Origin of the sequence: Photobacterium andalusiense (assembly GCF_900185625.1) — a bacterium.
Lineage (GTDB): Bacteria > Pseudomonadota > Gammaproteobacteria > Enterobacterales > Vibrionaceae > Photobacterium > Photobacterium aquimaris.
This window is the reverse complement of sequence record NZ_FYAJ01000006.1, coordinates 205,930-217,296: the sequence shown is the minus strand read 5'-3', so window position 1 is coordinate 217,296 and position 11,367 is coordinate 205,930. Positions and strand designations below refer to the sequence as shown.

Below are 11,367 nucleotides of genomic sequence, written 5' to 3'. Positions count from 1 at the left end.
ATGCGAAGTCTTTAGCAACACCACCGTACACTTTTGCAAGTGTAGTACAGATAGCAGCAGTTAGAGTTGTTTTACCGTGGTCAACGTGACCGATAGTACCAACGTTAACGTGCGGTTTATTACGTTCAAATTTTTCTTTAGACACGATTGTGTTCCTTCCTAGTTAAGATACGCCCCCTACTAGGTCGGGGACGGCTCCGAAGTTGTGTATTTTATGCGTCAATAGCAATTGACGCAATAATGAAATTAAATACGTTCTGCAATAATTTTATCAGTAACGTTCTTTGGCATTTCAGCGTACTCGCTAAACTCCATCGAATAAGACGCGCGGCCTTGTGTTGCTGAACGTAAATCAGTTGCATATCCGAACATTGCTGATAGTGGAACTTGCGCACGAATAATTTTAATACCCGCGTTGCCTTCTTCCATACCTTCGATCATACCGCGGCGACGGTTTAAATCACCAACGACATCACCCATCCAATCTTCTGGCGTGGTAATTTCAACTTTCATCATCGGCTCAAGCAATACTGGAGTTGCATCAAGTGCACCCTGTCGTAATGCCATTGAACCTGCGATTTTAAATGCAATTTCGCTTGAATCGGTGTCGTGGTAAGAACCATCAACTAACGTCGCTTTAACGTCAATCATTGGGTAGCCTGCTAGCACGCCACTCTTCATTTGTTCTTCGATACCTGTAGCAACAGCACTAATGTATTCTTTAGGTACGCTGCCACCGACAATTTCATCTACGAATACGAAACCTTCACCTGGCTCTGACGGTTCAAGCTTCAGCCATACATGACCATATTGGCCACGGCCGCCGGTTTCACCTGCCTGACGAATGAATTTACCTTCAACTTTAGTGGTACCACGAATGGTTTCACGGTAAGCAACCTGAGGTTTACCTACGTTACAGTTGACGTTAAATTCGCGCTTCATACGATCGACGATGATATCTAGGTGAAGTTCACCCATGCCAGAGATTAAAATCTGACCTGATTCATCATCAGTTTCGACGCGGAAAGATGGATCTTCTGCAGCTAGTTTATCTAGCGCAATGGTCATCTTATCTTGGTCTGCTACAGAGCGTGGTTCAACCACAATCTGAATTACTGGTTCAGGGAAATCCATGCGCTCTAGAATCACTTTATGATTTTGATCGCATAGGGTATCACCTGTTGTCGCAAATTTAAGACCAATGGCAGCAGCGATATCGCCAGCACGCACTTCTTTGATCTCTTCACGTTTATTAGCGTGCATCTGAACGATACGGCCTAAACGCTCGCGTTTTTCTTTAATTACGTTGTAAACAGTATCACCTGAATTAACAACGCCAGAGTATACGCGCATGAAAGTCAATGTACCTACGAACGGGTCGGTTGCGATTTTGAACGCTAGTGCTGAGAATGGTTCGTCATCGCTAGAATGACGCTCAACAGGGTTACCGTGTTCGTCTTCACCTGTAATAGCTTTTACTTCAATTGGTGAAGGTAGATAATCAACAACGGCATCTAGTACGGCTTGAACACCTTTGTTCTTAAATGCAGAACCACAAGTTGCCAATACGATTTCGTTGTTTAGGGTACGTTGACGCAGACCAGCTTTAATTTCAGCTTCAGTCAATTCACCTTCTTCAAGGTATTTATCCATTAGTTCATCATTAGCTTCTGCTGCTGATTCAACTAAGTTCATGCGCCACTCATCTGCTAACTCTTGCATGTCAGCAGGGATATCTTCATAGGTAAAACTAGTACCTTGATCGGCATCAGACCAGTTAATGGCCTTCATTTTGATCAGGTCAATTACACCTTTAAATTCATCTTCAGTACCAATATTTAATTGCAGAGGCACTGGTGTTGCACCAAGACGGTGTTTGATCTGCTCGATAACGCGAAAGAAATCTGCGCCCGTGCGATCCATCTTGTTAATAAAAACGATACGCGGAACTTCATATCGATCGGCTTGACGCCATACAGTCTCAGACTGAGGCTCTACACCTGAAGCACCACAGAACACAACTACAGCACCATCTAACACACGTAATGAACGCTCAACTTCAATGGTGAAGTCTACGTGTCCAGGAGTATCAATGATGTTGATTCGGTGCTCGTCGAACTGCTTGTCCATACCGCGCCAAAAGGTGGTCGTTGCAGCAGAGGTGATCGTGATACCACGTTCTTGCTCCTGCTCCATCCAATCCATAGTAGCAGCGCCGTCGTGTACTTCACCAATCTTATGAGATAGGCCTGTATAAAACAGGATGCGCTCAGTAGTGGTTGTTTTACCGGCGTCAACGTGAGCACAGATACCGATATTACGGTAGCGCTCGATGGGCGTTTTGCGAGCCACGATTGTATCCTCTTACTAAGGTGAACCTTAGAAAATGGTTTAGGCACAGCAGGAGAACCTGCTGTGCCCAAGCGGTATTACCAGCTATATTACCAGCGGTAATGTGCGAACGCTTTGTTCGCATCTGCCATACGGTGAACGTCTTCACGTTTCTTAACAGCAGAACCTTTGTTGTCAGCCGCATCAAGCATTTCGCCTGCTAGACGCTGAGCCATAGATTTTTCACCACGCTTACGCGCAGCTTCAACTAACCAACGCATAGCTAGTGCATTACGACGTACTGGACGTACTTCTACAGGCACCTGGTAAGTTGAACCACCCACACGGCGAGATTTAACTTCTACCGCTGGACGTACATTTTCAAGAGCTTTTTCAAATACAGCTAGGTGTTCTTCACCAGAACGCTCAGCCATAGTTTCTAGTGCAGAGTAAACAATTTTTTCTGCAGTAGATTTTTTACCGTCAACCATTAGGATGTTAACGAATTTTGCCAGCAATTCTGATTTGAATTTAGGATCTGGAAGGATCTTACGCTGACCGATTACGCGACGACGTGGCATGGATTATCTCCGTTGTCTTCTTCAGGTTATCCAAAACTTTTCAGTTTCTTCAAAATTAAATAATTTTAGTGTTTGGCCTTACTTAACGGAATCCATTAAGACTTAGGACGCTTCACACCGTACTTAGAACGACCTTGTTTACGGTCATTAACGCCTGCACAGTCAAGTGCACCACGAACAGTGTGGTAACGAACACCCGGTAAGTCTTTAACACGACCACCGCGGATAAGAACAACTGAGTGCTCCTGAAGGTTGTGACCTTCACCGCCGATGTATGATGTTACTTCGAAACCGTTTGTTAGACGAACACGACATACTTTACGTAATGCTGAGTTCGGTTTTTTAGGTGTAGTAGTGTAAACACGAGTACATACACCACGTTTCTGTGGGCACGCTTCTAGTGCTGGCACGTTGCTTTTTACAACTTGCTTAGCACGTGGCTTACGTACCAACTGGTTAATAGTTGCCATTAAATAGCTCCTGATTGTTACTTTCGTAAGGTGAAAAATCTGCCTCCCAACAACAGGAGGACGCGAAATTTTAGGCATCGCACCTAAAGGTGTCAAGATCTAACCAACGATCAATTAAGTGATCATTTCTTAAACAGTCACTTTTTTGTTCATTTATCGTTACTAATAATGGCTTTTTATGCCCATTTCATATGTTGAGCATGCTGTTCGGTCAGAAAAACAAAGCCTTTGTAATCAATAACATCTAGACTTTTATCACATTTATCCTGCAAACCGCGCGCAATAATGTCAGCTTCCAGTAAATAAATTTTTACGCCAATATTTTTTATTAAATCAAAGTAAATATTTTCGCTTACGGCGACATTTACAGCATCTTCAAGCAATAAGATCTCATCGCCAGGGCAAATAAACTGTAAACATTGTGCCAATGCGTGACTTTGAAATGGCGAACGGGTCACAGTATGTAACATCGATACCTCAAAAAGTAAGGATCTGACGACAACAATGTAATGTTGTCACCAATTCGGCACGAGGACGGATAATCGCGTCAATTAATAAATCTTCACTGCATAATCCACGATCAGCTAATGACTGCTGACAAACATAAATATTTTCGATGTCGTACAAAGGTAACATTTTGAAGGTCGCACTATAATTACGGCTCAAAATCGCATTTGGTTGCTGATGTTTCACTAGCTGCAATACTCCATCACCAATAAAAAATACACTCAGTGCTTCGGTATATGCAGAAGCTGCTAATAATGCATCAAGTCCTTCACGACCACTCGTCGTACCATGAGGTGGTTGACGAAATACAAACCCTAAGTCACTCACTTATTTCACCTCAAAATTGAATAACACGATCAGTGCTAAGTAAAACCTCAGCCAGACCACCTAGCCCAGCTTGTTCAAATTCTGAAGCTAAATTATGGTTTGGTAATTGATTTTGTTGCGCTTCTTGCTCACTAACAATACCACGTCGTAACGCAGCTGCGACACAAGTGTGTAATTCGACGTTATGGGTTTGCGCTAACTGTTGCCATGCTGCCACCAAATCAAATTCATCTGATGCGGGTGCTGTCAACGCATTACCATTTAACACTCCGTCTTGATAAAAGAATACTCGAGTTAAAGTATGGCCGACCTCAATAAGTGTAGATGCAAATTGATAAGCAGAGCGTGCGGCTTGAGTACCATAAGCGGGGCCATTAACAACAATGGCGTAAGTTAGACTCACTTGTCACCATCCTCTGTTTTACGCTGACGAATATAAAGATATACAGTGTGCTTAGAAATATTCAATCGATCAGCAACACGATTAATCGCATCTTTAATGTCAAAAATACCTTTATCAAACAACTCCATCACTATCTGACGATTCTTGGCATTATTGGATACATTTTTATCAGCATTAATTTCTTCAATAGTACGCTCAACGGTTTGATCGACCAATTCATCAACATCACTGGCAAAGTTAACTTTTGATGCGGCCTGTTTGGCTTCATCAGTTGGCATAAACGATTGCAAAATTTGAGTAAATGGAACATCAAGATTGACGTTAATACATAACAAACCAATCACTTTATTATCACCATTACGAATGGCGATAGTGATTGATTTCATTAAATCACCGCCTTTAGCACGGGTGAAATATGCACGAGAAAAATTACGTTCTGAATTTTGAATATCACGTAACGAGCGTAATGCAAGATCGGTGATCGGTGATCCAACTTTACGACCGGTATTTTGACCATTGGCTATTTTAATTGCCGAGGTATTTAAATCAGCTAAGGAATGCAGAACAATTTCACAAAATGGCCCAATCAATGCGGCTAAGCCATCAACAACCGCTTCATATGCGCGCAGAATATTATTGTCGTGCTCAGAAAAAATTCGTCTGTCAACGATGTCACTATCAACAATTATCTCTGTTCCAAAATCATCTACTGAAATCACGATATCACCTTCCATTTTGCTGCTTATCTACAATGCGATCGCCCTGATCTATCACTACAAGCATTCAATATAATTGATAAAATTTAAAATCTTCTAAGTAAGTTTATCAGATTATTGAACAAAAAAGACCCGACATATGCCGGGCCTAGATCAACTGTTACGCTTTTTTGTCACTAAAACGTGACAAATTATTGTGTTTTAGTTGCTGTCGCTGCTGCTTTTACTGCTTCAACAGCAGGTTGCTTCGCTTGCTTATCGCCTTTAATGCTCAGTAACTCTACTTGGAAAACCAAAGTAGAGTTAGCAGGAATACTTGGATTAGCTTGCGCGCCATAAGCAAGTTGTGGCGGAATAACAAATTCAAACTTAGAACCAACAGGCATTAATTGTACGCCTTCAGTCCAGCCTGGAATCACTTGGTTTAGTGGGAACGTTGCTGGTTGATTACGCTGGTATGAGCTATCAAATACAGTACCGTCTGTTAGCATGCCTTTGTACTGTACTTCAACAGTATCAGTTGCTGCAGGTTTTGGACCGGTACCTTCTTTTTCAATTTTGTACATTAAACCAGATTTAGTGGTTACAACACCGGCTTCTTTGGCAAATTTAGCGCGGTACTCTTCACCAACTTTAATGTTCTTTTCAGCTTCAGCTTTTGCTTTTTGCTCAACAATTTTAGCAACACGCTGATCAAGTGATTGTAGTGCTTGTTGTGTTTGTTCTTGTGTCATGCGGCTCTTGCCTGCAAACACATCTTCAACACCTTGAAGTACATCTTGGCGATTAAGGTTTAGACCTAACTCTTTTTGTTGATCAAGGTTAGCTGATAAGTATTGCGCCAGTGATGCACCAATTGCATAAGCTGCTTTTTGATCTTCAGTTTTAAATTCAACTTTAGCTGCATCTGTTGTTGCAACTGCAGCAGAAGCGGTTGTTTGCTCAACTTTTGCAGGCTCAACAGGCTTGTTGGTGTCTGCTTTATTATCGTCCTGACAACCCACAGCAAGGAAGATTGTTGCTGCTAATACAGACATCTTTAAAATCGGCTTCATGTATTTCTCCATCAGTCATTGAGGCCACGCCTCACTTTTGCACTGTGCTTATTAGTATGAGTATGAAAACAAAATTATATCAATATACTACTACCAGTCTGATTAAGTAACTGTAAAAACTAGCACTGCAGTTATTTAATCAGATTCTTTTCTTTCATCTAGTTACCCTAAGCAAGCGGAACCAGAGCTTAATGTACAAGAAATTTTTGTCAGTTAGTCTATTTTTATCTAGTTTTGCCTTAAGCGGTTGTTTGTTGTTTGATTCAGAAATCGAACGTTGGCACTTAGCTCAACAAGGTAGTACCAGTTTTAGCCTTAGCCGTGATGGCCGTTTTGCTCTTGTTAGCACCAAGCTACAAGGTATCGTGCTATGGGATTTACAGCAAAACAAAAAGTTAGCAGATTTTGGTTCTCAAGATCAATATCACAATAGTGTGATAACAAGTCAAATATCAGATAACAATCGTTATGCAATCACCGCAACAACTCAAAATTTTGCAGTTTGGGATCTGGGATGGTCACAGGCCCGAGGTTTATGGTCAATTGATGATGCCGCTATTCAAGATGTTGCGATTGCCAATAATGGTACCGAGGTACTGCTGGCATTAACCAACGGTAAAGCACTGTTTATTGATTTGACTGATGGTCGCCGACTAGAATTTTTAGCTCATCGTGACAAAGTCAACAGTGTGGCCCTTTCTGCTAATGGCCATTATGCGCTTTCTGGTGGTAATAATAGCCATGCCTATTTATGGGACACTCGCAGTGGCCAAATAATCTATTCTTTCAAGCATAGCAGCCGTGTTAGCCAAGTTGCATTACAACGTGATGGAAAATTAGCTTTTTCCGCTGATAGCAACAATGATCACATTATTTGGGATTTAACCACTGGCAAAAAAATCACTCAATTAGCGGTGAAATTACGTCAATCGCCACTCTCAAGCGTACGCTTTTCAAATAATGGTCAATGGTTAGTAACAGGAAGTCCCACTCGTCGAGTTGAATTATGGCGTACTGATAATGGTAAAAATATCGGCTCTTGGCGTGCAGAAGTATTACCCGGGACTCGACCCGCCACAGCAGTGGTGTATGATGTCGCTATTAGCCCTACAGGTAATGTCGTCGCTGGCTCATCCGCTGGTTACGCTCAAGCCTGGTCAACCGACTGAAAGATATCCCATGAATGAGATACAACAACTGCAAAGCCGTCTTGATGAACTTGAGATGAAACTCGCTTTTCAAGAGCAAACCATTGATGAATTAAATGATGCGTTAACTAAGCAGCAATTCATGATTGATCGCATGGAAGTACAACTGAAGTTTATGGTCGGTAAAGTGAAAGGCATGCAAACCTCTAATATGGCTGATGAGTCAGAAGAAACACCACCACCGCATTATTAAGTCGAGGTTCGAAGTTCAGTAGAACAAAAATATCAAAAACAAAAAAGGAAGCCGAGGCTTCCTTTTTTTATATCGCGTTAAGCAATATTAGTGAGAACAGCCACAGCCGCCCTTCTCTTCGCCACCACAACAACCTTCGTCATCGTGATCGCCACAGCCGCCTTCGCCGCCACAACAACCGCCACCTTGGTGTAGGTGACCGTGCTCGATTTCTTCTTCAGTTGCAGCGCGTACAGCAACAACTTCAACGTCAAAACCCAGTGTTTGACCAGCTAGCATGTGGTTGCCATCAACAACAACTTCGTCGCCATCAACTTCAGTTACTTCTACAGGGATTGGACCTTGATCTGTATCAGCAAGGAAACGCATGCCAACCGTGATTTCATCAACACCTTGGAATACATTTGCAGGAACACGCTGAACCATTTCGTCCATGTGCTCACCGTAAGCTTCTTCAGGAGCAACTGTGATTTCAAACTTGTCGCCTGCCACGTGGCCTTCTAGCGCTTTTTCCAGACCAGGAATAAGGTTGTTATGACCGTGTAGGTAATCAAGAGGAGCTTCAACTGTTGATTGATCAACAACGATACCTTCTTCAGTTTTCACTTGGTAAGCTAAGCTTACTACTGTGTCTTTAGCGACTTTCATGTTAACTCCAAAATTTAAGCTTGGGGTGATAGTTTTTGTTCCCATATCATACAGGATAATACCATTGAGATGCCATTATCACATTAGTCTGGTTTAAAAATCCCTATCACTTGTTGTTTGGTGGTTGAAGACAGTTGTTCACTCTCTTTCACTGCTTGCGGTAAACGAGTATCAAGATGCTGGCATTTGACACATTCAATATGTTCAACATCATTGTGTTGCCACCAGCGTAAGGTATCTATAGCTTGGCAATGAGGACATATTGCTGCTGCAATAAATCGTTTTTTGATCATGCTCATCACTCCTTGATTAATCCCAACCTTGATGGCGTTGTTGCTCACCACGCATTTCACGATCAAAAATATCTTCAAGCTCTTTACGGGCTTCTTTTTGACGTGATGCTAAGTTAACCTCTTCGCTATGTTGAGGTAGCAGATCTCGTAATGCTTGAGTATCTATTTTACGAAAATGTGCTTGAGCACGATTCGCTTTATAGGGATGCATACCCAAAGATATGAGGGCTTGGCGACCTAAATCAAGGGCTCCTTCAAATGTTTCACGTGAAAAGCATTCAACCCCATGACTTAATAATTGATGCGCTTCAACGCGACTACGCGCTCGCGCCATTAATTTCAATTGCGGAAAATGTTGCTGGCACAGTGTTACCACCTCCATCACCTCAGTCGGATCATCGGTACAGATAATCAATGCTTCGGCATTATCAGCGCCTGCTGAACGTAATAAGTCAAGTTGGGTCGCATCACCATAATAGACTTTATAACCAAACTTACGTAAAAACTGAATTTGACTTGGATCGCGTTCTAAAACAGTTACCCTAATTTTATTAGCAAACAGTAACCGCCCAACCACCTGCCCAAAACGTCCAAAACCGGTAATAATCACTCGTGGTTGACGATCAATCACACTTGATGGCGGTTGCTGAACTTCTTCTGCTTTAAAACTACGTACATACCAGCGTTTTTGTAATTGTAAGATCAGCGGTGTAGTCATCATCGATAGGCTTACGACGACTAATAATAACGGTGCCAGTTCACCAACTAATAAACCACCTGTTTTAGCGGCGGTAAACAATACAAACGCAAACTCTCCACCTTGGCTTAAAATCGCCGCCATTTGACTACGAGATTTCGATTCGACACCAAATATACGGGCTAATAAATACAACACTCCCGCTTTAATCGTCACTAGTGCCACAACAACCGCTACAATTTGTAATGGGTACTGCCATAGCAATTCGAGGTTAACCGCCATGCCTACTGAGATAAAAAACAACCCCAGTAATAAGCCCTTAAAAGGTTCAATCGCTATTTCAAGCTCATGCCGATACTCACTTTCCGCCAATAAGACACCAGCAAGAAAAGCCCCTAACGCCATCGATAAGCCAAGCATTTGCATGATCAGTGCAATACCAACCACCAGTAATAAAGCAGCAACATTAAATAATTCTCGAACGCCACTCATCACTACATAACGAAACAAAGGTCGCAATAGGAAATGACCAGCAACCAAGAAGGTCACAATCCCTCCAAGCATCCATACACCATCGAGCCAAGTGCCGCTATTATTACCGACCAATAAAGGTAATAAGGCTAACATTGGGATCACCGCAATATCTTGAAATAACAATACCGCAAATCCTGATTGGCCGGTTTCGCTACCACTTAATTGCTGCTCCTCGATCACTCGTAATGCTATTGCTGTTGACGATAATGCCAGTCCCATTCCGATAACAACCGCATCACGCCAACTTAGATCAGGAAAAAATCGACTACAGCCTAATGCAATCGCCGTAATAACAATGCCAGTGATCACAACTTGGCTGCCACCCAAGCCTAAAATCGGTTTACGCATTTGCCATAACTTTTTAGGGTTAAGCTCTAAGCCAATTAAAAACAGTAACAGCACCACTCCGAACTCAGAAAAATGCAAAATCGCATCAACATCAGAAATTAATCCAAGTCCCCATGGTCCAATACCGATTCCAGCAATCAAATACCCTAATACCGAGCCAAGTCCCAACCGTTGCGCTAACGGTACCGCAATAATCGCTGCAGCTAAAAAGACCACCATCACCAACAAAAAATCATTATCCATGCTTCACTCCTGCGGCTAATGCTAATTGGGGTGCATGCTGATGCGGGTTAACTAGCCACTGTCGATAATGTGTTGCATGCTGTTGCCGCTCAGCTTCAGGGATCCGTCGCGCCCAATGCAGTACTAATGGCGATAACCATTGCATTCGGCAAAGATCAGCACACAATTCAAACGGTTTTAAAATATCATCGATACTGCAGCGGTTATAACCATCTGAACTATAAGCTTCCGCCGCACCGCCAGTGGTGATCACTGACCGCCAATATTTGCCCTCAGTTGCCTTACCTTCACCATGTGCAAAGCCTTTGCTTAGTACTCGATCAAGCCACTCTTTAAGTAATGATGGGCAAGAATACATATACAATGGGTGTTGAAAAATGATCACATCATGCGCAATCACTAATGCTCGTTCAGCAACTTCATCAATAAAAAAATCGGGATATGTAGCATACAAATCATGCACAGTGACATGCGATAAATGCTTTATTTCATTTAATAGAGCCTGATTAGCAACCGATTCTTGAGGATCTGGATGCGCAAAGATAATTAATATTTTCAAATCAGTCATATTGTCCTTTGCACGTCATTTAATAAGCCAAGTAACACTAATCAAACCATCACTAGCATCAATTGTTAAATATTATACATAATTGTTACTCAACATGGTGACTTAGTTGTAATTTCTATTTTAGGCCATCGTTCATCATCGCTATGCCAACATCGGGTTAACTTGGTGTCAGGTTAGCCACTGGTTCAAGTTTGAGTTAGACTCCCGAGCATGATTCCTGTTTAATTTTGTGGAGCGGGCACGTC

15 protein-coding genes are annotated in these 11,367 nt (G+C 42.3%); 2 read left to right on the top strand and 13 right to left on the bottom strand.

All coding sequences use genetic code 11. From position 1 onward, the window contains the following. The 9 genes from PAND9192_RS15020 to fkpA form a co-directional block, all read right to left on the bottom strand. Nucleotides 1–145: GTP-binding protein (locus tag PAND9192_RS15020; protein WP_231730676.1), on the bottom strand; the 145-nt coding region annotated here is incomplete at its 3' end. A gap of 101 nt (nt 146–246) precedes the next feature. After that, nucleotides 247–2,352, bottom strand: coding sequence for an elongation factor G (gene fusA / locus PAND9192_RS15015; protein ID WP_087854431.1), 2,106 nt, complete (start codon nt 2,350–2,352; stop codon nt 247–249). An 89-nt stretch (nt 2,353–2,441) separates the two neighbouring features. Then, complete coding sequence (gene rpsG / locus PAND9192_RS15010; protein ID WP_005371760.1) at nt 2,442–2,912, bottom strand: 30S ribosomal protein S7; 471 nt, start codon at nt 2,910–2,912, stop codon at nt 2,442–2,444. A gap of 95 nt (nt 2,913–3,007) precedes the next feature. Further along, a complete protein-coding gene (gene rpsL, locus PAND9192_RS15005) occupies nt 3,008–3,382 on the bottom strand; it encodes a 30S ribosomal protein S12 (RefSeq protein ID WP_004399892.1) in 375 nt (124 codons plus the stop codon). 176 nt (nt 3,383–3,558) lie between these two features. Beyond that, on the bottom strand, nt 3,559–3,852 hold the full coding sequence (tusB, locus tag PAND9192_RS15000) for a sulfurtransferase complex subunit TusB (RefSeq protein ID WP_087854430.1): 294 nt from the start codon (nt 3,850–3,852) through the stop codon (nt 3,559–3,561). Between the two features lie 7 nt (nt 3,853–3,859). Then, nucleotides 3,860–4,216: a sulfurtransferase complex subunit TusC gene (tusC, locus tag PAND9192_RS14995; RefSeq protein ID WP_087854429.1), complete on the bottom strand. Its 357-nt coding sequence runs from the start codon at nt 4,214–4,216 to the stop codon at nt 3,860–3,862. Nucleotides 4,217–4,226: 10 nt separating this feature from the next. Beyond that, nucleotides 4,227–4,619 carry a sulfurtransferase complex subunit TusD gene (gene tusD, locus PAND9192_RS14990; RefSeq protein ID WP_087854428.1) on the bottom strand — a complete coding sequence of 131 codons (393 nt, stop codon included), beginning with the start codon at nt 4,617–4,619 and terminating at the stop codon, nt 4,227–4,229. Next, a complete protein-coding gene (locus PAND9192_RS14985; RefSeq protein WP_060997856.1) occupies nt 4,616–5,338 on the bottom strand; it encodes a helix-turn-helix transcriptional regulator in 723 nt (240 codons plus the stop codon). The genes tusD and PAND9192_RS14985 overlap by 4 nt, the downstream gene beginning before the upstream one ends. A gap of 188 nt (nt 5,339–5,526) precedes the next feature. Next, a complete protein-coding gene (fkpA, locus tag PAND9192_RS14980) occupies nt 5,527–6,390 on the bottom strand; it encodes an FKBP-type peptidyl-prolyl cis-trans isomerase (RefSeq protein ID WP_087854427.1) in 864 nt (287 codons plus the stop codon). 191 nt (nt 6,391–6,581) lie between these two features. Here fkpA and PAND9192_RS14975 point away from each other — a divergent pair, with 191 nt between their 5' ends. Both PAND9192_RS14975 and PAND9192_RS14970 read left to right on the top strand, forming a co-directional pair. After that, nucleotides 6,582–7,559 carry a WD40 repeat domain-containing protein gene (locus PAND9192_RS14975; protein ID WP_087854426.1) on the top strand — a complete coding sequence of 326 codons (978 nt, stop codon included), beginning with the start codon at nt 6,582–6,584 and terminating at the stop codon, nt 7,557–7,559. 10 nt (nt 7,560–7,569) lie between these two features. Continuing rightward, a complete protein-coding gene (locus PAND9192_RS14970) occupies nt 7,570–7,791 on the top strand; it encodes a SlyX family protein (RefSeq protein WP_045035979.1) in 222 nt (73 codons plus the stop codon). A gap of 87 nt (nt 7,792–7,878) precedes the next feature. Here the strand turns inward: PAND9192_RS14970 and slyD are convergent, their stop codons facing one another. From slyD to kefG, 4 genes are all read right to left on the bottom strand, one after another. Then, nucleotides 7,879–8,439 (bottom strand): peptidylprolyl isomerase, encoded by a 561-nt coding sequence (slyD, locus tag PAND9192_RS14965; RefSeq protein ID WP_060997842.1) that lies wholly within the window; start codon nt 8,437–8,439, stop codon nt 7,879–7,881. 83 nt (nt 8,440–8,522) lie between these two features. After that, nucleotides 8,523–8,732, bottom strand: a complete 210-nt coding sequence (locus tag PAND9192_RS14960; protein ID WP_087854425.1) for a YheV family putative zinc ribbon protein — start codon at nt 8,730–8,732, stop codon at nt 8,523–8,525. A 16-nt stretch (nt 8,733–8,748) separates the two neighbouring features. Further along, a complete protein-coding gene (gene kefB, locus PAND9192_RS14955) occupies nt 8,749–10,554 on the bottom strand; it encodes a glutathione-regulated potassium-efflux system protein KefB (RefSeq protein WP_087854424.1) in 1,806 nt (601 codons plus the stop codon). Further along, nucleotides 10,547–11,122: a glutathione-regulated potassium-efflux system ancillary protein KefG gene (kefG, locus tag PAND9192_RS14950; protein WP_087854423.1), complete on the bottom strand. Its 576-nt coding sequence runs from the start codon at nt 11,120–11,122 to the stop codon at nt 10,547–10,549. The genes kefB and kefG overlap by 8 nt, the downstream gene beginning before the upstream one ends. Between the last annotated feature and the right edge of the window lie 245 nt (nt 11,123–11,367).

Bases quoted from the DNA above. Each gene is read 5' to 3' on its own strand.
- rpsG (WP_005371760.1), bottom strand. From the start codon at position 2,912: ATGCCACGTCGTCGCGTAATCGGTCAGCGTAAGATCCTTCCAGATCCT.
- rpsL (WP_004399892.1), bottom strand. From the start codon at position 3,382: ATGGCAACTATTAACCAGTTGGTACGTAAGCCACGTGCTAAGCAAGTT.
- tusB (WP_087854430.1), bottom strand. From the start codon at position 3,852: ATGTTACATACTGTGACCCGTTCGCCATTTCAAAGTCACGCATTGGCA.
- fkpA (WP_087854427.1), bottom strand. From the start codon at position 6,390: ATGAAGCCGATTTTAAAGATGTCTGTATTAGCAGCAACAATCTTCCTT.
- PAND9192_RS14975 (WP_087854426.1), top strand. From the start codon at position 6,582: ATGTACAAGAAATTTTTGTCAGTTAGTCTATTTTTATCTAGTTTTGCC.
- PAND9192_RS14970 (WP_045035979.1), top strand. From the start codon at position 7,570: ATGAATGAGATACAACAACTGCAAAGCCGTCTTGATGAACTTGAGATG.
- slyD (WP_060997842.1), bottom strand. From the start codon at position 8,439: ATGAAAGTCGCTAAAGACACAGTAGTAAGCTTAGCTTACCAAGTGAAA.
- PAND9192_RS14960 (WP_087854425.1), bottom strand. From the start codon at position 8,732: ATGATCAAAAAACGATTTATTGCAGCAGCAATATGTCCTCATTGCCAA.
- kefB (WP_087854424.1), bottom strand. From the start codon at position 10,554: ATGGATAATGATTTTTTGTTGGTGATGGTGGTCTTTTTAGCTGCAGCG.
- kefG (WP_087854423.1), bottom strand. From the start codon at position 11,122: ATGACTGATTTGAAAATATTAATTATCTTTGCGCATCCAGATCCTCAA.